Here is a 19984-nt window from a genome sequence, read left to right as displayed (position 1 = left end):
GGGTAACGCGGTGAGTGATGGTCAGTGAGTGAACTCAATATCACGTATTTACAATGGTTTCACGTTAAGTTAACACCAATGATTCATAAATTGCCCTTACATTAATAAAGCGCAGCCTTATATCAAATTGGTATAGTAGTCGCTATTTTAAAAAGAATCAGAACAGTCATCGTCAATTTCTGCATCCCATCTAGCTGAGAGGACTTGCTCCATCATCGCTTCTATGGCGCTGACATTGAAAGTTCGCTCTCGTCGCTCTTGGATGGGGGTTGAGCGGGGAATCAACCGCAGACACACTCCTTCTTGCATTAAATCGAAGTAGGTTTCTTGTTGCGATGACTGTTTGAGTTCCAAGTAATCAAAACTACAAACATTCAAATATAGCGCATGGTTAGCCACTAAGGTAGACCTTTGTGGATTAGCAAAAACTTCCATCACATCCCCTTCACCCTCGCTCAGTACCTTATCTTCTTGGGTGTAGATGTAGTGGACTCGACCTAAATCCGCCAGCAATCGCCGGATATCGAGCTTATTCACAATGGTGCCCGTGTTAATAATGCACGGAGCTGGTATCCTGGTGTCGGGTAGATGGTGACTCATAGGAAAATAGCGATTGAGCTAAGGAGAGCAACAACATAGCTAAACTGTCAAAATTGGATAGCTTGTTTACTCCCTCTATTTAAAAAAATATCAATTTTGTGGGGCAATCGTCTAACAATTTGGAGTAAGTTTTTAGTTAACAAATACAAAATACAAATTTTTGATTCCTGATGGAATTTTAATTTCCTGAATCATGTGTATTTTGTATGAAAGGTTACTCAAGTATTTTTATTTACTACTTAGACCAGCATAACAAAGTTTTAAGTGATAATCTCTAACAGAAGCAAATCTTATCTAAAGCTTTAAAGTGTACTGATGTTCAATTGTAGTCAAATTATGACTATTATCCAGCAATTAACCAAATGTTAATGTAACCAAGATGACGAAACAGCAACAGTGGTGGAAAAAGCTGTTGTTAAAACTGGCAGCTAGTATCATATTTTACACAAGTATTCCGTTGCCCTATTTGAAAGGATTAGACTTTCAGGGAGTAGCACATCTTGCTTCGCTTGTAGGGTTAATAATTGGGGGAATTTTAGGGTTGCTAGATACGGGAATGGATTATATTGGTATGCCCGTGTTAACTCGTAGTGCTTTGGTAGTAAGTATTTGGATTGGTATAACTGGAGGACTGCACTTAGATGGGGCAATGGATACCGCCGATGGTTTGGCAGTGGGCGACCCAAATCGGCGGTTGGAGGTGATGGCAGATAGTGCTACAGGTGCATTTGGGGCGATGAGTGCGATCGCATTAGTGTTACTAAAAATGACAGCCTTAACAGATATGCCAGAAAACCGTTGTTTATTACTGATGGCTGCTTGTGGCTGGGGACGTTGGGGACAACAGGTAGCGATCGCGCGATATCCTTATCTCAAACCAACTGGCAAAGGTGCTTTTCACAAACAAGCCATTCGTTCTTACAAAGATTTATTACCAGGATTGTTGTTGTTATTGGGTTTGAGTGGTTTACTTGTGCTGATAGATAAACAGCAATTATTTCTGGCCCTAGCAATGATAATTGCCGGAAGTGCGATCGCTATTTTAACCGGTGCATGGTTCAACCACAAATTAGGCGGACACACCGGAGACACCTACGGCGCAGTCGTAGAGTGGACTGAAGCCTTATTTCTCTGCGTGCTAACCACTGTGGGAAGTTAGGAGTGAGGAATGAAAAGTTAGGAGTTAAAAATCCAAACTCCAAACTCCAAACTCCAAACTTCATTTAATCGGTTGTAGCTTTGTCACCTTAAGTTTAAAAGCTCCAACTCCAGTTTCCCCAAAAGACCGGACACGAATCACATAATTCCCTGTCTCTACAATGCGGGTAAATAGTAGAGAATTGCTAGTACCATCAGGGCCATCATCATTTTCTGCCAGAGTTGAACCATCAGGTGCTAGGAGTGTAACGATGGTGTCAAAGTTCTCAGATGAAAGGTCAACTGCTAAATTATCGCCCTTTTGTAACTTCACCGTGTAATCACGGGCAAACCCACCTTGACCTGTAGGAATGTCTTTGTCTGAGAGGGTATCATTTATTTCAGTGCTGTTAGATAAAGGAATTGGACTATACAATTTATTTTGAGCAAAGGCTGCACTTGTTATGCCTATTGCCAGCAATGTGGCAGGAACGATCGTGAGTTGTCTTAAACCCGCCGCAAAAACTTTATTCATACATTTCAAGCAATTTTTTCCACAAAAATAGGGTAATTCGGTCAATTTAAGCGCTTACCTGTCAAAGTTTGCCCATTAATTCTGGATTTATCCGTCTTTGACGGCAGTGGCTACTGCTACTAATCCTAAGACCACTATTCCATACTGACGAAGTGTTTGCACAGCAGACCTGGCAGTAGCACCAGTAGTATAAATATCATCCACTAACAGCACCGGGACATTTGGGGGACGATCGCGAAATTCTTGCCCAACAGCAAAAGCTTGAGCTAAGTTTTTTTCTCGTTTAGATACCGATAAACCAAATTGCGCTTCAGTTTCTCGCACTCTGGCTAAACCGTTTAGTTTAAATTTTAATCCAGTTATTTCGCAGAAGCTTTGTGCTATGAGTGCGGCTTGATTATACTTACGTTGCTTTTGCTTGCTAGGGTGTAGTGGAATGGGAACTACCACAGGCTGGCTATCTCGTCTCGGTGAATTTAACAACCATGCTTCTCCTAACCATTGACCCAAGGGACGAGCTATTTGGGGTTGATTTTCGTATTTCATCACTGCGATCGCTCGTTTTACTGGGCCACCATACTCCCCCCAGCCAAACACTGGTATTGGCTCTTTCCATAGAGAAATCGGGTCTTGACGTTGACATTTTTGCAGTTGTCTGGTGCAATTCTGACAGAATTCTTGGGAAGTTGGGCGTTGACATAAGGGACAATGAGATTGGAGAAAAAGATTGAGTAAGCCTGTGAGATTTTGAATCCAAGTGTGCATTTTAAGAGTTAGGAGTTAGGAGTTAGAAGTTAAATCTTTTAACTGTTGTGCAGTGACTTAAAATACACGCGATCGCAGCGTGGTGTTTCTACTCCTGTTGCTGGAGTGTAGCCATTGCTTTCATACAGCTTGACTGCTTCCACCAAAACGCTAGCGGTTTCAATCCAAATTTGCCTAAAACCACGCTCGGCGATCGCTGCTTCTAGCTGTTGTAACAAATATTTCCCTAATCCCAAACCCCTAATGCTGGGCAAAAGATACATTTTACGGATTTCTACAGCTTTTTCGCCACGATGTGTAGGACAGTATGCCCCAGTACCGACTAACTGACTTTGGTGTTCAATTACCCAAAACTCTCCCCCAGTAGCTAAATAACATTCCTCGACTCGCAGCACATCTCGGTCAGCGCCGTTGGGTTCCCAACCCAGACCGTATTCTGATAATACATAACTGATGACTTCGGCGGCTCTTGTGCGATCGCTTGCAACCCAATCACGAATTATAAAATCTTGATAATAGTTTTTCATTACCATTTGCTGGTCAAGTTTACACAGAAAATTTTCTGGTTCTATATCCCAATTTAGCCAGCAAATAGCAATTCTTGCAGAGTTAATTTTAAATATTACTCTCAATACCAACAGCACCCACTACTCAGAACTCATTTTCAGCCCTGTTTCGGTGAATTGTGCCAATCTTATTTTTTGGAAATCTCTAAGGTTCAGTCAACGGAACAATTCCCAGATTGTTGTAGATTTCGATGAGATTGCCATCAGGATCGCGAAAATGAGCAGTGCGGATTCCCCAGTCTGGACGATCTTGTGGTTGAGTCACAACGATCGCATTTTGATTTTTTACCTGTTCATAAACCTCATCCACGTTATCGACTGCAAAAATCAAGACTGTTTTATCTCGATTGGCAACATAAGAAGGCTGTTCGATTCTTGGGACTACTTCAGCCATTAATTCTTTTTTGAACAAACCCAGTTTGAGATATCCGGTATTAAACTCAGCATATCCGCTTTCTTCATCGCCCCAATCGACATCAAATTTCAGCAGATCCCGGTAGAACAGAAAAGAATCTTTGTAGTTGGAGACAAGCAGTCTCAGGTGTGTTAGCTGAAGCTTCATATCTGTTGCCTTAATCTACTAACTGTGAATTCTCGGTTCTGGATGCAAAGTCGCCAGCAACTCGCTTTCAACAATTGCTAATTCATCAAGCCGTTGCATGATGATTTCTTTGTCGAAATAAGTAGCAGCTAAAACCCAATATATACTGTAGTGGCGCGCTTTGGATGCCATTAACCCACGATAAAATTTTGCTAACTCTGGCTCTGGACAATGAGCAGCTAATAGTCCCAGACTAGGCTGTTGACTCTGTGCCTTTTTAGGAGTTAAAAAGTCATACAAAATATACATCATTGCGAGCAAAGCGTTGCAATCCCAGACGGTTGCAACGCTTTGCTCGCAATGACACAAAAATAGCATGAACCAAAAAACCCTAAAAACTATCAAAGTTAACAGCCTAGTTCCAGACGTTCGTGAGAACAAGCTTCAATTAAACCATTGACTATTGCAACTAGCTCAAAGTGTTCTAGTTCTTCACAGGCGATCGCAGTTATGCCTCCTTTATGCCGGGAAACCCGTCCACCGCAGTGACTCCACAAAGGGCGGGGCTTGTACTAAGAATATAAGTGATAAGTAGTTCTTTTAGTTACTCAGCACTCAGCACTGAGTGTTCTGAAACTCTACGCCAAAATGCGATCTTTGCACGAAATTAGGGATAAATAGCGATAGAAAGAGTACCCATACTTTTGTAGGTAATCAACTACGTTTGTGCTTTTATTCTCTTAACTAGAAATTATTTAGTCTTGGGGATTAACAATTTTAATATCAGCTTTATTCCTACAAATTTTTAATTGATAATAAGTAAGTTATGGTAACAAAATTAAGAGCGAGTTAAGGATAAATAACAAAAGTTTTAAGATTAGCTTTACTCTTAAAAATTTGACATTAATATCAAGAATACCGTACAATACTGCTCAACGAAGGATCATCTAGATTAAATTGAAAAATAAAATCCGACATTAACAATTAATTGCTAAGTTTCACTTCTTATATTATAGAGATGTTGCTATAAGCAAGCCTACTAGGTTCAGTTTTTTAGGGTTAACTGAATTCTATATTCAAAGATATGACTATTATTTATATTCATCAAACTATCTCTGAAGATGAAAATATCATCAGGCAGAATCATGCTTATAAAATTATAAATTGCTAAAAATTACACTCAAAGTCAGTTTCATTAAAAATGAAAAACCAAAACTGCAACCAACTGACTTGACATTAAGGAAACTAATTCGGTCTTTGCACTACTATTTTGCTTACTTCTTTACTTACTTCATAAACATTTTCATTGGTGTGATAACTTCTTCGCCATTTTTCGAGATGATCTATAGATATTGATTTAGATATGACGTTTACACTACTTCCTCGCCAAGCAACTTCTGCATCCGTCGTAAAAACCCCACACTCTAATTGATCTAGCCTCATATTCCAGTATTCACTAAATCGTCCTTTTAGAGTTATGACTTGCTCAAATACCTTGTTTCTGTGTTTATTTCTTCTTTTTCTTTCTGTTGCTCCTGTTGCTTCTGTATCAATAAACTTAGTTTCAATTAAAAACAGACTACCTTTAAAAGTCCGGTAGACAAAATCACATTTCCCTAAATCTGTATAGTCTGAAATTGGAGATTTTTCAAATAACAGCAATTCAGCACACGAGGGAAATAAGTCTTTAATATTCAGAAATAAATAAGCTTGTAATAAAAGTTCTTTATCATAAGGAAATAAGATCACTCCTTCAAAAAACTTTTGAATGTCATCGTGAGTTTGGGGTTGAATTCTTTTACAGTATGAAACAAATTTATGTAGCTCATTTACAATCATCAAGTTATAACTCCTTCCCCTGGTCGCAGCCTTAAGGGTGTTAGCATAAAAAGATACCATTCCCTAAAGGAAATTATCATCCGCATAAGTAACTAAAAAAACGGTTTAAATCCTGAATACTTAAGGCAAATTACTGTTGACAGTTCAGCAAAATATTTTTAAGCTGCTTTTCAGGATTGGTAGATTTTTCTTTTCTTGTGTCAGCTACCAGTCAGCGATTTTATATGAGCAGGAAAACTGGCGTTTTGCAAAGCTTGAACAGTTATTCTAGAATCTTGCACGCAAAATTGCCAGCCCAAGCGAACCAGTTTCCGAGAAGTTTCACTTTGGATAATTCCAATCACTGGCATTTTTGCTTTTTCTTTGTCTACTGAATGTTCTTGCAAAATTGTTTTCAAGAGATGTAGTTTTTCCATATCACCTGCTTGCTGGGGATTTAACTCCACCATTACCATTTGCACTGTTTCCACTGGTTCTGCGTCTTCAAGAATAAATTGAGTTTGCTCATCACGTCGGTCTACTTTTCCCCAAATAATCAATCTGGTGTCAACTTGAAGTAGGGAACTAATGCGTTCATAAGTTTTAGGAAAAACTACGGCTTCTGATTGTGTAGTCAAGTCTTCTATTTGCAAAATTGCCATCTGATCGCCTTTTTTTGTAACCACTTTTTTGACATTATTCAACATAACAACTGCACAAAGCCTTGTTTCTTCCCTTTGCTCTCCCAGTTGCGAGAGGTTAATTGGTGTCAAAAGTGGTACTATTTGCCGTAAGGATTTCAACGGATGATCTGATACATAAAAGCCTAATAATTCCTTCTCCATCTGCAACTTTTTCTGTGGTGGTAAATCTGTTACAGGTTGAGATTTAGGAGCAGTTTCAAAGGCATTATTTGCTCTTTTATTCTGAGCAGAAGAAAATCCATCACCTAATAAATCAAAGAGATTTCCTTGACCACTAGCTCTGTCTTTAGCGCGAGATTGTGCCCAATCATACACTAATTCTGAGTCATTAATTAACTGTTGGCGATTGGATTGAATTTTATCAAACGCTCCGCAGTAAATGAGTGATTCTAGAGTTCGGCGGTTAACAGCACGTAAATCGACGCGATCGCAAAAATCAGCGAGAGATTTAAACTCTCCTGTATCATTTCGCGCCTCCAAAATACAGGCGATCGCATTCTGTCCGACGTTACGCACCGCCGAAAATCCAAACAGAATCTTTCCGGCTGTCGGTGTAAAATCAACACCAGAACGATTAATATCTGGTGGATCTATGGAAATACCCATGTTTGTACAGTTAGTAATATATCTCTGTACCTTATCGGTATCGCCACTGTTAGCCGTTAACAGTGCCGCCATATATTCCAATGGATAATTAGCTTTTAAATATGCTGTCTGATAAGTTACATAACCATAGGCAGTCGAATGGGATTTATTGAAACAATTAGAAGCTATGAAGCCATTTCTAATCCCAAAATTATGGTCACGCTCCACCCCAATGTCATAGACGTTTTGTTTGCCTAAATATTTACGTGTGGCTATTTTGATCACCCTATCCTACCCCCGAAAAACGTTTTGCGGAATTAATTAATTGATAAAAACTGTAGCTATAGTAATACCTGTAATATAAAATTATATCACTAGAAAACACTGCTATACTCTTACACAAAAGTAGTCATAAGATATCAAAATTCTGATTAACCATTAGATAAACGGTTAATAGCAATATAATTGCTGTTTTAAAGCTTATTAAACACATTCCAATCTATTAGGGGGAAGGGGAACAAGGAGAAACCCATGCTCAATGCCCAATGCCCAATTCCCAATTCGTCAGTTACTATCGTTGAAAAGTAACTCCGTATAAGAGGGTGTGGGTGGTGAAAGAGGCGCTGATTGTGATTTTGGCGGTGGTTGTGGGATTATTTGTGGTAATTGAGATCGGACTGCGATCGCTCTTTGGCTTTGGTAATCCCCTAATTTACATTGGCGATGAACAGATTGGTTATTTATTGGCTCCTAACCAACGTACCCGTCGTTTTGGTAATCGCATTGAAATAAATGAGTATTCTATGCGAGGTAGTCCGATAAATCAGACACCTGCACCTTCTGGGCTGCGAATTTTACTGTTAGGGGATTCTATTGCTAATGGTGGCTGGTGGACAGATCAGACTAATACAATATCCGCGATGATCGTGCGTTCTCTGGTATCATCCACTCATAGTAATGATCGGGAAGTAGAAGTGCTGAATGCTTCAGCTAATTCTTGGGGGCCAAGGAACGAGTTAGCTTATTTAGAGAAGTTTGGCAATTTCAACGCGCAAGCCGTAGTGTTACTAATTAATACCGATGACTTGTTTGCTACTCCTCCCACTTCTTTACCGGTAGGACGCGATCGCAACTATCCCGATAGTAAACCCCCCCTGGCATTAATAGAAGTGTGGCAACGTTATATAGTCAAGCAAAAGCCAATTCCCGAAATGCAAGCAGTACAGAATGAAGTAGGCGATCGCGTCGGGATTAATTTGGAGGCGATCTCTAAAATCCAAGCCCTGACTCACCAAAGCAACAGCCAATTTCTGCTAGTCATGACTCCCTTACTGCGAGAAATTGGTGAACCAGGCCCCCGCGATTACGAAATTAAAGCCCGCCAGCGCTTGAACGATTTTACTAGAGCAAAGCAAATTAACTATATAGACTTTTTACCGATATTCAATTCAACTACCAACCCGCAAGCTTTATATCAAGATCACATTCACCTCAACTTGCAAGGTAATAAATTTGTCAGCGAAGTTATGGAGCGATCGCTTTTGGAAATACTGCCAAAAAATATATTGATTAAGTGGAGCTATTTATAATATTAGAAAATTAAATAATATGTTTAAATATAACTTTTAGTAAATCCCCTTGTGTGAAAGGCTTGGTCAAATAGCCTGATGCTCTAACCATCTTAGCTTTAGCTCTATCTAGAAATCCTACTTTTTCTGACACCATAATCACAGGTGTATTTTTAAAATGTGAGTGTTTACGCAGCAAAGAGCATAGTTCATATCCATCTAGATTAGGCATCGAAATATCCAATAAAATGATGTCGGGTTTAGCGTGAATAATTTGCATTAAAGCTTTTAAAGAATCAGTGACTCCCACAATAGAAAAGGTTTGTTCATCTAAATAACTTTGAATAGTACTCAATACCGTAGGACTCTCATCAATACAAAAGATTGTGTAGATTTTTTTGTCAGCAGGAGGTTGAATGATTCGCTGACCCCTATGTTCATTAGTATTAATAGAGTAGGCTGATGGTTTATAGCCGTTTGTTATAGACGAGTTTGGTGTGGTTTTAGGTTTTAACTCATTTATTTTGAACAATTGTGAGGGGTGCGATTTAGAAGTTGGCGATGTCTGACGATAAGGATAAGCCGCTTCTCTACGAGAGGCTTCTCTTTCAGAAACGTTAACGCGAACGCCAACGCTTCGGGGTGTTTGACATCGTTCAACCAGTAAACGGAGATTTAGATGACAAAACTTTGGCATATCATCTAGAAAGCTTTCAGGAATAAATTCATAACTCCCCTCTTCTAAGTTCAGAAACGACTCCAAAACTTCTAGCGCCAATTGCTCTATCAGTATCGCCGCTTGAGAGGGGCTGATATATTTCTGATTGACTAACCAGCAAATAGCCAGATAATCTGGGTTCGGTATTGCTTGATTTTCAATCCCAGTTTCAAATATCGCCCGTAACTGTTCGTGAATTTCATGAGGGAGAGTAGAAATTTGCTGACTCAAGCGTTGCAAATTTCTGTAAAGCGGCTCAAACATTTTCTCTGAGTAACAAGCATAAATTAGTTTACCTTCGTCTACATATATTGACCAAGAGCCTGACGTGCTAAATACCTGCAAACAACCAGTAACAGATTTACCAGTGATTTTTTTCAATAAAGATAAAGGTTGGAGCTTTTGGAAAAATCTGTATCTACTAATCGGAAGTGTCTTCATTAGAATGGCTCTGGAATAAAATTAATATTTGCAGGTAAAATTAGTGAATTACCTTTTCGCAATTCACCGCGACTTTTTTGGAAGCACTGTTAGATAAATATAGCGGTCAGATTTGAGTTAGGACAGAGATTTCACACCCCCCAACTCTTAATTCACCAATCTCTGTTAAGCTATAAAGCGCGAATTACAATTAAACCAATCCATATTATTGCCCAATAGCAAAATGACCCGACTGGTTGCCAGGATATAGTATTTCAAAAATTAGATTGGTTTTCTGTATCTTTCGCTAATCTAGCCAATCTAACAGTAACTCAAGTGCAACAAACAGACAATTGGCTCTCGCCCATCAGTCACAAAAGCATCATTGTTATCCGTATTTTGCAGCCTAAAATTACAGATACTTCGATTCTCTTAGAAAAGTTTTTTACCTCTAATACTAAAGTCTGGAGCGACCACAATCTACTATAGCGTAGACGATAATACTTCTCTATCAAGGCTTTTAGTCATTAAGTCCTATGTTTTTTTAGCCATGATTAAAGTCGTTGAGTACTTTTGCTAGAAGTTTATTTTGAGGCTGACTTATCAAGAGAAAAAGTATTATTAAAAACTAAGCACTCAAAAAACTCAATGTCTTACTTAGGTTTGTAACTGGAGAGAACTCTTAGAAAACTTACGCAAATAATAGCTAAAACCTGATTTTTAGGTAGAGATAATTCATGTAGACCCAAAGCGATTTAGCACAGGGGTGTTACCCCTCAGTGTGTAGTTTTGTGTAAGCTCTATCTTAGGGTTGGGGTTGAGCAAAATTATCACTTACACAACAACAGTAAACCTCCGACCAAGGATGAGTTAGCTGATAATCGCCGCCATGATGGTGTGTGGTGAGATGCACAGGCGACCAGAGCAGTATAAGGGGAATCTCTTCATAAGTACACGAAACGGGTTCTAATGTTCTGGGAAGCTAAATAGTCACCCTACACAATTTGAAGTGACAAATTCAAGAATTATACAACAAAACTCTTGATTGGTAGTACATACCTGCAAAATAGCTATGTTTAGCTAGATGGTAGATAACAAGTAACATCCTCACTAAAATTTAGATTACTATAACTTTCAAAAAAAGTTAGCAAGAATATATAAACTTTATGATAAATCAGTAAAGTAAACATTACAAGTCATTAATATTATCTTTCAGTATTTATTTGCTCTAATATCCGGTAGTGGTAAAAATGTACAGTTAAAGACAATTTTGGATGCTTATTTAATTACACTTATAAATGAGTGAATCATTTTAAGTTAGCAAGTTATCCGAAAAACCACAAGTTTTTTAAATCACAAATATATAGTAGATTTTAAGTTTTGCGTTGTACACAAGCTATAGAAATATGTTTTGATTTCTGAAAAGATACAGTAGGGTGTTATCGCGGAGAGTACGACACCAAACCCTTGATAATGGTGTGTTACGAACTTCGTTCTAACACACCCTACAAATACTTAATTTTGTTCAAAAATCAAACCGGATTTCTATATTTTTGTTCGTAGTGCAAAAACTCAATCCACTCACGAGCTACTATTTCCCACCGTTGTAGTTGTTTGTGGAGTCAACCCATCAGTACAATTGCCCAATTCCCAATTCTCTATCATAAGTATGAGCCATAAACAAGCTAATATTTGCAACGATCGCTTCTGAACGTACAAAAACTTATTCATGCAAATTCAAACACCAGACTGGGTAAAGCACGCTACTTTCTACCAAATCTTCCCAGATCGCTTTGCTAGAAGCAAACAGCCACGCAAACGCCTGTTGCGCGAAGCCCGTTGGGAAGATTGGGACGCTATACCAACCCTCCAAGGTTATAAAGGCGGGGACTTATGGGGCATCATGGAGGGTTTAGACTACATCCAAGATTTGGGGATTAACGCGATTTATTTCACACCCATCTTTCAATCCGCCAGTAATCACCGCTATCATACCCACGATTATTACCAAGTTGACCCGATGTTGGGGGGGAACGAGGCTTTTAAGGAATTGCTAGATGCAGCCCATGAACGGAATATCAAAGTCGTTCTGGATGGAGTGTTTAATCATTCTAGCCGGGGCTTTTTCTTCTTCCACGACGTTTTAGAAAATGGGCCCCATTCCCCTTGGGTAAATTGGTTCAAGATTGAAGGCTGGCCGCTTTCACCCTACAACGGGGAATTTCCTGCAAATTATGTAGGTTGGGCGGGAAATCGCGCCTTACCAGAATTTAACCACGACAATCCAGAAGTGCGGGAATATATTATGGAAATTGCCGAATATTGGATTAAATTCGGCATCGACGGTTGGCGATTGGATGTACCATTTGAAATAAAAACTCCTGGTTTTTGGCAAGAATTTCGCGATCGCACTAAAGCCATCAATCCCGAAGCTTACATTGTGGGCGAAGTGTGGGGAGATTCCCGTCAGTGGTTGGATGGAACCCAATTTGACGGTGTAATGAATTATCTCTTTGCTGGGCCGACAATTGCCTTTGCAGCTGGCGATCGCGTAGTCTTAGAACAAGTCCAAAGCCGCGACTATCAACCCTACCCACCCCTATTTGCCGCCGAGTATGCCACCAAAATCCAAGAAGTACTGCAACTTTATCCTTGGGAAATTCAGCTAACTCAACTCAATTTGCTAGCAAGTCACGACACAGCCAGATTGATGACTATTGCAGGTGGTGATATTGCCAGTGTAGAACTATCAACTCTACTGCTACTCACCTTTCCCGGTGCGCCCAGCATCTATTATGGTGACGAAGTTGGCTTACCTGGTGGTATAGATCCCGACTCACGGCGTGGCTTTCCTTTAGAAGCCAACTGGAATCAAGAAATTTTCAATACTCATCGTCAATTAATTGCCCTCCGCCAAACTTACCCCGCCTTGCGTACAGGTGATTACCAAGTCATCCATGCTCAAGGACAACTTTATATCTTTGCGCGAACTTTAGGCACAGAGGAATTGATAATTGCCGTCAACGCTGGTACAAGTTCAGCAACAGCTAATGTAGATATGGTTAGTTTGCATACTCAACCCAATAAGCTGTTATATGGTAATGCTGAAGTTCAGTGGAATAGTGAAGGAGAAACTCAGCAGTTATCATTGACTGTTCCCGCACGCAGTGGATGCATCCTGGGAGTGGGGAGTAGGGAGTAGGGTATAGAGCATGGGGTATGGGAAGATAAGGGGGAATTATTGAACAAGTCTCTCCGTCTTCCCCTTCTTCCTTGTCTCCTTTGTCCTTTCTTCGTGCCCAATTCCCAATGCCCTTATCAGAGAAATGGGTTTAAAACCCCGTCGTTCTACGACGGCTTTATATTGTTGGTGTTATGTTGTATATTTAAAAAGCTGGGACGATAACCAAGTCCAAAACACAAACATTTTTCTTGAATACCGCAGGGCTTGCGGGAAGGCATAAGCCTAAAGTCTGTGGAGCGAACATAAGACCGAAAAACTCCTTGAGGGTAGAGGCAGTTGCGAAACCCCAGAAATGGAAAGAAGCAGAAACCTAAATCGTGAGGTTTGGGAATCTTCGCCGTTCTACGGCGGAGAGGATGTCAAAGTATTCCAGGCATTAACACTGCATCAATAACGTGGATTACGCCATTGTCTGCTATAACGTCTGTTTTGATGACATTGGCGTTATTCACCTTAATTTTGCCATCGGCAGATTCAATGGCTACAATTGAACCCTCTACCGTCTCTGCTTCATTAATCTGTAGCAAATCTTCATACCGCACATCTCCACTAGCCACGTGATATGCCACAATTTTCTGGAGTTTGGGAATATCTTGTAGTAGCGAATCTAAAGTTCCCTCTGGCAGATTGGCAAAGGCTTCGTCAGTTGGTGCAAATAGTGTGAAAGAGCCAGGACTTTTGAGAATGTCTATAAGATTTGCAGCTTTAGCAGCCTTTATCAAAGTGTTGAAGTTTCCCGCTTTAATAGCAGTTTCCACAAGGTCAGCCATAAGGGTATTTGACTTGAGTCAGGTAATTGTTACAAGTAATTTATAAAACGATTAGAAGCTTCTTAGCCTCTATCAACAGAAAGGTTGCTGGCGATTAAATACACGTAAAATCTCTGGGAGATTGGTAGCCCCTGAGAGAAACACCGCATACGCGGCGTTTCTCGTGCTTTAGACAGGGGTGGAAAATCGATAAAGCAGATTTATCTGCCGTCAAAAATGCTAAAATAGTATTGATAACCATCTACGCAGTGAACCATGCTAGTAAGGCGAAATCCCCGCTACGAAGAACCGAACGAAGAAAAGCGAAACGACTAGACGAGCAAGTAATGGCAGGATGTTGAGCGTACCTAACTGGCATAGCGATGGGCGTAGGATCGCAAAATAATTGGTGAAAAGTAAGCGCAATGGCAGCATCTTTTTGATAGTTGTTTTGAGCGTCTAGGGGGATATTTGACTATTCCTTTTAAGCAGGTCTTAAAGAATCTGCCTCTCTTTAGAGGGCAGAGTGTCAAGGCAACATATTTATTCAGTACTGCTACACTGGGGAATGACCCTAAGAACCACAAACTATGCTCAAGCGTTCTAAGTTCGAAACCACTCAGTCTCAGATTATGCAACGGGCTGAAGAACTGATTAGTGCAGCCTCAAATCGTTACCGCATTACGGTTCAGGTGGCAAATCGTGCTAAACGTAGGCGTTATGAAGACTTTGAAAATAATGAAGATGCGATGATGAAACCGGTGCTAAGGGCAATTATCGAAATGTCCGATGAATTAACTCAGCCAGAGATTATTGGCGAACTATAAAAAAATATAGTGCTGAGTTGAGAGGGCTGAGAAGCCAGGGTGTTGCAGAGGTTTCCAATGCTCAATAGCGGAGTGTCTGACTTTTTAACGCTCCGCTATCCATTGTAGTAACTGGCATTGCTGAATAAAAATGCAGTGCGATCGCGCTCTCAATTCACAATATCGTTTTATGAACAAGAAAAAACTTATACCTAAATCAATTTTCTCAAAACTCACAACTCAGTATGGGCTAAATGTCCCGCTACCGCTAACACCAATATTACTTACCTTAATAATGGTAGTGAGTGTAATTATTTTGGGTTCAGGGGCGGATAAATTAATATATAGAAATTTATTTAGTATTCAACCTGCTTATGCTCAGAGAATCACTCCTAGCGATGTTTGGCAGGTGGTATATGAGCAATTGCCAGATTTCCCACGAGAGAATAGATATATCAGCAAAGAAAACGGGAAAGTTGCCGAAAACAACACCCTCGCAAATCGCCTGATTAGATACCATATTTATACCAAAGGGCGAGCCCCAATTTATCGCTTAGATTGGAAGCTGACTTTAGCTGATTACCTGGGTGCGAATGAAATTATGTATGATACTACCTATCCAGGCAATGATTCACTAAAAGAAAATCCTATGGAAGGTGATAAAGCTGCGATCGCTCATCTTACCCGTAGCCAGCGAAATGCCCTGGTGCAAGTATTAGTTAACATCTTTAATCCTACTTCCCAAAATACCCCATCCCCCAACACCACACCCAGCCCTAGCCCTACACCAACTACTCCACAGTTACCCCAACGAGGAGGTGCTGAACTGCTTAGATAGTCGCAGAGCAAGGAGTTATAAGTTGTAAAGTCATAACTCCTCACTCATAACTCCTAATTCATAACTAATTATGGAACGCCTTGTAAAAACCGGATTTGGCTGGCGTATTGGCTGGAACCCCGATGCACCTGAGTTTCAAGGTTTAGTGGGTACAGATGATTGGGCAATTGAGTTAACGGAAGCTGAATTAAATGATTTTTGCCGTCTACTAGCACAGTTAGCAGACACCATGAAACAGCTCACAACTGAATTAATGGAAGAGGAAAAAATTGCTTGTGAAGCCGAAAGTAATTTATTGTGGATGGAGGTAGAAGGCTATCCTCATAATTACAGTTTGCGCTTCATCTTAAATACAGGTCGATGTGTAGAGGGTAAATGGACTGCTTCTGCAGTTCCAGATTTACTACAAGCTACTGGAATGCTTAAAGTTTTTTAAATTTACCTCTTGATTATTCTAATGTTTTGCTGTACGATAGAAGTTCTGACCGGGGCGTAGCGCAGCTTGGTAGCGCGCCACTTTGGGGTAGTGGAGGTCGTGGGTTCGAATCCCGCCGCTCCGATTGATGATAAGCCATACCTGCTAGTCTTTTCAAAAGATTAGCAGGTTTTTTAATAAGTAAGTCGGTATAAATATAGCGGTTCCCATTCAAATGTGGTACAACATCATCTCGTAAGGTGTAGGGGCAATTCATGAATTACCCCTACAGGATATACCCTCAATACGCTTCGGTTAAGGTTTTTTGATGGAAATTCTAGAGCGTAAAGACGCGATAAATCGCCGTCAAGACGAAAAAATGATTATTGTAGAGACGGCGATTTATCGCGTCTCTTGCCTTAACCAAACAGTATTGGGTGTACCCTCACATAAATGAGAACCGCTATAAACCTAACTACATAACTATTTCGATTTCAGGCACAAGATTAGATGCTTTAAGTATAATTCGCGCTGCATTATACCAGATTGCGCCTTGTTTTAGAATGAAATAGCCCCGCTTGTAATGAAGTGATTTTCTATAGTAGACATCTGGTGAAAAAGAATATAAAGACGTAGCGCTGCTACGTCTCTGCAAGGGTTCTGGAGAACGCATATTTAAATGTGTTTAAGCTCATACTTCTGACAGGCAAACATAAATTTGAAATTATATACAGAAGTACAAAAAATTGCTCTACTACTGGACAATCTGTATAAAATCCTTAATCCTCTCATCAAAACTAAGAACTAACTTTTAGATCAAAACAAAAAAGCTTTAACTTTTGTCATATCAGCTTAATTGTGTATAGTGTTTAACAGCGCTGTAAATGACTCCAGAATTATGCAAAACTAATTTGAGCATCTAACTTTTTTTGAGCAAGTTCTCAGATTTTTAATATAAGAGTACTCCAAGTAAAAAAATGCCCAATTGTCATTGCGAGCGTTCGCGGCACGTCTCGTAGAGAAGCGAAGCAATCACAGCCCTTGGGATTGCTTCGCTTCGCTCGCAATGACGGATTTTGGATCATTTATTTTTTGGAACACTCTAACTAACTTTTTTTGCCCATGAAGTGTATTTTATCGTATAATCTCAAATAATTGTCAGGTTTACACATACTAAAAACATTTGTTACCACTGAGTTATAAATAAGTTATAAGTAATGGTCGCCTTGTGGAAATAGTACTTTTAGTAAAATTATTCTCAAAAATTAAGACTTGTATAGTACCGAAAAACCGTACTTTAAAGAGATCGTAAATTCTCTAAGATAATCTTCTCAACCCGCTTTACAAAACCATACAGTGTAAATAAGAATAATAACTTAACCAAAGTAAAATTTTCCTGAATATAGGCAAATAATGCTGTCATAGGGAAAAGCAGTGAGTAGAGGAGAGAGAAAGCGATGAGGGATCCTTATCTGTTGGCAGCAGGGTTGTTAACAGGATTAGCAATACCGGCATCGGCTCTTCCACATTTGTCGATTATCCTGCCAGAAAATTCTAGGTTCCTGTGGGATTTAAAACAAGGTTCGCAGACAATAGTAAGTAGACAAATCATCCCTAGCGTTGATCTCTCCTTACCAGAACTCAGTGGGCAAGCGTTCCAACCCCTAAAAAATTCGCAGCCAACAGCAGGTGAGAAAAATATCAAAAGTGTTGATCTCTCCTCAGCAGAACTCAGTAGTCAGGAATTACCAGCCCCAAAAGAGCCATTAGTTAACCCTAGCACCCAAGCAGCTGGTATATCACTGACATCTGGTAATCAACTTTACTACCAAAGATTGGCGGCTCTGAAAACAGGTCAGATTTATACGCGTGTAGATAGTGATAATTTGCAATCTTTGTGGGAGTCGATTAGGAAGCGTCAACTAACTTATGATGATTGGAAAAGTTTACTAACTTTAGAAGCTAGAGCGATCGCTCAAGGTCAAGGTGCAAATCATCTAAGTATCTTAGTTGGTGATTCTTTGAGTATGTGGTTTCCTAAAGAAAAACTGCCTACTGGAAAATTGTGGCTCAATCAAGGCATCTCTGGAGATACTTCCAGTGGGGTTTTAAAAAGATTGGGGGCATTTTCAGCAACCCGGCCAGATGTGATTTACGTCATGGCTGGGATTAACGACTTAAGAAAAGGTGCTAGTGATGACACAATTTTGCGTAATTATCGCCGGATTGTCCGTCGTTTACAGGAGGCTCACCCAAAAGCTCAAATCATTGTCCAATCCATTTTACCTACTCGCTTACCAAAAATTTCTAATAGCCGTATTCGTCATATCAATAACCAACTTGCCCAGATTGCCAAACAAGAAGGCGCTAATTATCTAAATATTTATAGCTGGTTTACAGATATGGAAGGCAATATGCGCCCAGAATTGACCACAGATGGGTTACACCTGTCTCAAGAGGGTTATGATGTGTGGCGCTCGGCACTACAGCAGATAGAATACAAGCTAACTAAGAGTTAGGAGCGATCGCTTGCCACCCTAACTGTCACAAACGTTAATTACTGAAATAAGTCTTTAAACGAACACTATATCACGGTCTATAGTCGATTCTTAGTTGGGATCACAATCATGGAAAAATAGGGTACTTCGGCTGGATCGACTTCATCCAGAGGTATGATGCGTTGCTGTGATGTGGATGCTCGCTCAATATATTTTGCTCGTGAGGCTAACCCCAATTTATGCAGAATATCCCGTACTTTGGTAAAGTGACGACCTAGTTTCATAATTGCTGCTGCATCAGTCATCAACAAATGTGTAGTCAGTTCTTCTGCGGGCAATGGGGCGGGTAGTACAGTGAGGATATCGGTGTAGTAGGTGAAAGGCACACCCAAGGCTACTGGACAAGCCATTAGTGAAGAAATTCCAGGGACAACTTCTGTTTGGTACTGGTCACATAACCGCGTGAACAGGTACATGAAGGAACCATAGAAAAATGGATCGCCCTCACATAACACCGCAACATCTCTACCTGCTGCTAAATGGGCAGCAATTGGTTCAATTTCTTTGTCATAAATAGACTTTGCCTTTTCTGGCTCCAAGGCGCGGGGGAGGTGAAATAGCACCTCGATTTGATTGCCAGGAAGATATTGCGCCACGATCGCTCTTGCGATACTCTTTTTATCTGTTGCTGATTGATAAGCAACCACAGGAGCCGCACGTAGTAAGCGCAGCGCCTTGATTGTCAATAGCTCTGGATCGCCTGGGCCGACACCAATTCCATAAAGACGACCTTTGGTTTCCACGATTATTCTTCCTCCGTTGCCAGGGCGTTAACTGCTGCTGCCGCGATCGCACTCCCACCACGCCGACCGTGCAATGTTAAAAATGGTACATTCCTGCTATCTGCTGCTAGTGCTGCTTTCGATTCTGCTGCACCGACAAATCCAACTGGAAAGCCTAAGATAATCGCAGGTCTACTAGCTCCTTCGTCGAGCATTTCTAAGAGCCTAAACAGTGCTGTGGGTGCATTGCCAATGGCGATCGCTGCCCCATCTAGATGCGATCGCCATAATTCCAGAGCCGCCGCCGACCTTGTAGTACCCAAGCGTTGAGCAATTTCTGGGACTTCTGGCTCATTCAGGGTACAAATAACTTGGTTATTTGCAGATAATCGTCGCTTGGTAATGCCATCGGCAACCATCCGGCAATCGCACAGAATTGGCGCTCCCCCTGCTAGTGCGGCCCTTGCAGATTGCACCGCTGTTGGTGAATATCCCAAGTCAGTGACAATATCCGTCATTCCACAAGCATGGATAAGACGCACGGCAACTTTTGCTACATCTGGTGGCAGCGCATCTAGGTTTGCTTCTGACCGGATGATTGCAAAGGAATTACGGTAAATTTCGTTAGCATCTCGGATGTAGTCGGACATTCAATTTGGGATTTTAAATTTTGGATTGTATCGATGAAAATTGAA

The 19984-nt window shown here is 40.5% G+C and carries 20 protein-coding genes, 1 tRNA gene and 1 pseudogene; 9 read left to right on the top strand and 13 right to left on the bottom strand.

Going from position 1 to position 19984, the window contains the following annotated elements; all coding sequences use genetic code 11:
- Nucleotides 1-147: 147 nt before the first annotated feature.
- Nucleotides 148-600 carry a hypothetical protein gene (locus GTQ43_RS23690; RefSeq protein ID WP_265275171.1) on the bottom strand — a complete coding sequence of 151 codons (453 nt, stop codon included), beginning with the start codon at nt 598-600 and terminating at the stop codon, nt 148-150.
- A 379-nt stretch (nt 601-979) separates the two neighbouring features.
- Here GTQ43_RS23690 and cobS point away from each other — a divergent pair, with 379 nt between their 5' ends.
- On the top strand, nt 980-1759 hold the full coding sequence (gene cobS / locus GTQ43_RS23685; RefSeq protein WP_265275170.1) for an adenosylcobinamide-GDP ribazoletransferase: 780 nt from the start codon (nt 980-982) through the stop codon (nt 1757-1759).
- A 60-nt stretch (nt 1760-1819) separates the two neighbouring features.
- Here cobS and GTQ43_RS23680 read toward each other — a convergent pair whose 3' ends face one another.
- The 8 genes and pseudogenes from GTQ43_RS23680 to GTQ43_RS23645 form a co-directional block, all read right to left on the bottom strand.
- Nucleotides 1820-2272, bottom strand: coding sequence for a PPC domain-containing protein (locus tag GTQ43_RS23680; protein WP_265275169.1), 453 nt, complete (start codon nt 2270-2272; stop codon nt 1820-1822).
- Between the two features lie 87 nt (nt 2273-2359).
- On the bottom strand, nt 2360-3037 hold the full coding sequence (locus tag GTQ43_RS23675) for a ComF family protein (protein WP_265275168.1): 678 nt from the start codon (nt 3035-3037) through the stop codon (nt 2360-2362).
- A 38-nt stretch (nt 3038-3075) separates the two neighbouring features.
- Entirely contained in the window at nt 3076-3564 is a 489-nt protein-coding gene (locus GTQ43_RS23670) for a GNAT family N-acetyltransferase (protein ID WP_265276530.1), read from the bottom strand.
- 184 nt (nt 3565-3748) lie between these two features.
- Entirely contained in the window at nt 3749-4165 is a 417-nt protein-coding gene (locus tag GTQ43_RS23665) for a VOC family protein (RefSeq protein ID WP_265275167.1), read from the bottom strand.
- Nucleotides 4166-4183: 18 nt separating this feature from the next.
- Nucleotides 4184-4396, bottom strand: a pseudogene (gene miaE, locus GTQ43_RS23660) (tRNA isopentenyl-2-thiomethyl-A-37 hydroxylase MiaE); the annotation flags it as partial.
- Nucleotides 4397-4551: 155 nt separating this feature from the next.
- The gene (locus GTQ43_RS23655; RefSeq protein ID WP_265275166.1) at nt 4552-4701 is read right to left on the bottom strand and encodes a hypothetical protein; all 150 of its coding nucleotides are present in this window, start codon (nt 4699-4701) and stop codon (nt 4552-4554) included.
- A 688-nt stretch (nt 4702-5389) separates the two neighbouring features.
- Nucleotides 5390-5983, bottom strand: coding sequence for a hypothetical protein (locus GTQ43_RS23650; RefSeq protein ID WP_265275165.1), 594 nt, complete (start codon nt 5981-5983; stop codon nt 5390-5392).
- Between the two features lie 200 nt (nt 5984-6183).
- Nucleotides 6184-7536 carry an OB-fold nucleic acid binding domain-containing protein gene (locus GTQ43_RS23645; protein WP_265275164.1) on the bottom strand — a complete coding sequence of 451 codons (1353 nt, stop codon included), beginning with the start codon at nt 7534-7536 and terminating at the stop codon, nt 6184-6186.
- Between the two features lie 326 nt (nt 7537-7862).
- Here GTQ43_RS23645 and GTQ43_RS23640 point away from each other — a divergent pair, with 326 nt between their 5' ends.
- On the top strand, nt 7863-8840 hold the full coding sequence (locus GTQ43_RS23640) for an SGNH/GDSL hydrolase family protein (protein WP_265276529.1): 978 nt from the start codon (nt 7863-7865) through the stop codon (nt 8838-8840).
- Between the two features lie 10 nt (nt 8841-8850).
- Here the strand turns inward: GTQ43_RS23640 and GTQ43_RS23635 are convergent, their stop codons facing one another.
- Complete coding sequence (locus GTQ43_RS23635; RefSeq protein WP_265275163.1) at nt 8851-9978, bottom strand: response regulator; 1128 nt, start codon at nt 9976-9978, stop codon at nt 8851-8853.
- A gap of 1708 nt (nt 9979-11686) precedes the next feature.
- On the opposite strand from GTQ43_RS23635, the gene GTQ43_RS23630 reads away from it, so the two are divergent.
- The gene (locus GTQ43_RS23630; RefSeq protein WP_265275162.1) at nt 11687-13159 is read left to right on the top strand and encodes a glycoside hydrolase family 13 protein; all 1473 of its coding nucleotides are present in this window, start codon (nt 11687-11689) and stop codon (nt 13157-13159) included.
- Between the two features lie 401 nt (nt 13160-13560).
- Here the strand turns inward: GTQ43_RS23630 and GTQ43_RS23625 are convergent, their stop codons facing one another.
- The gene (locus GTQ43_RS23625) at nt 13561-13971 is read right to left on the bottom strand and encodes a fasciclin domain-containing protein (protein WP_265275161.1); all 411 of its coding nucleotides are present in this window, start codon (nt 13969-13971) and stop codon (nt 13561-13563) included.
- Nucleotides 13972-14540: 569 nt separating this feature from the next.
- Between GTQ43_RS23625 and GTQ43_RS23620 the strand changes: the two genes are divergently transcribed.
- From GTQ43_RS23620 to GTQ43_RS23595, 6 genes are all read left to right on the top strand, one after another.
- Nucleotides 14541-14777 (top strand): DNA-directed RNA polymerase subunit omega, encoded by a 237-nt coding sequence (locus GTQ43_RS23620; RefSeq protein WP_265275160.1) that lies wholly within the window; start codon nt 14541-14543, stop codon nt 14775-14777.
- A 274-nt stretch (nt 14778-15051) separates the two neighbouring features.
- Nucleotides 15052-15594 (top strand): hypothetical protein, encoded by a 543-nt coding sequence (locus tag GTQ43_RS23615; protein WP_265276528.1) that lies wholly within the window; start codon nt 15052-15054, stop codon nt 15592-15594.
- A 70-nt stretch (nt 15595-15664) separates the two neighbouring features.
- Nucleotides 15665-16030 (top strand): DUF1818 family protein, encoded by a 366-nt coding sequence (locus tag GTQ43_RS23610; protein WP_265275159.1) that lies wholly within the window; start codon nt 15665-15667, stop codon nt 16028-16030.
- A 50-nt stretch (nt 16031-16080) separates the two neighbouring features.
- Nucleotides 16081-16154: transfer RNA gene (locus GTQ43_RS23605), tRNA-Pro, on the top strand.
- Nucleotides 16155-16337: 183 nt separating this feature from the next.
- Nucleotides 16338-16466 (top strand): hypothetical protein, encoded by a 129-nt coding sequence (locus tag GTQ43_RS23600; protein ID WP_265275158.1) that lies wholly within the window; start codon nt 16338-16340, stop codon nt 16464-16466.
- 1000 nt (nt 16467-17466) lie between these two features.
- Nucleotides 17467-18528: an SGNH/GDSL hydrolase family protein gene (locus GTQ43_RS23595; RefSeq protein WP_265275157.1), complete on the top strand. Its 1062-nt coding sequence runs from the start codon at nt 17467-17469 to the stop codon at nt 18526-18528.
- Between the two features lie 77 nt (nt 18529-18605).
- On the opposite strand, the gene GTQ43_RS23590 is transcribed toward GTQ43_RS23595, so the two are convergent.
- Nucleotides 18606-19310, bottom strand: coding sequence for a precorrin-2 C(20)-methyltransferase (locus GTQ43_RS23590; protein WP_265275156.1), 705 nt, complete (start codon nt 19308-19310; stop codon nt 18606-18608).
- Between the two features lie 2 nt (nt 19311-19312).
- Nucleotides 19313-19939 carry a precorrin-8X methylmutase gene (locus GTQ43_RS23585; protein ID WP_265275155.1) on the bottom strand — a complete coding sequence of 209 codons (627 nt, stop codon included), beginning with the start codon at nt 19937-19939 and terminating at the stop codon, nt 19313-19315.
- Nucleotides 19940-19984 lie beyond the last annotated feature (45 nt).

The sequence above is a fragment of the Nostoc sp. KVJ3 genome (assembly GCF_026127265.1).
In the GTDB taxonomy this organism is placed as follows: domain Bacteria; phylum Cyanobacteriota; class Cyanobacteriia; order Cyanobacteriales; family Nostocaceae; genus Nostoc.
The sequence above is the reverse complement of the archived record's forward strand: the minus strand, read 5'-3'. Positions and strand labels throughout refer to the sequence as shown.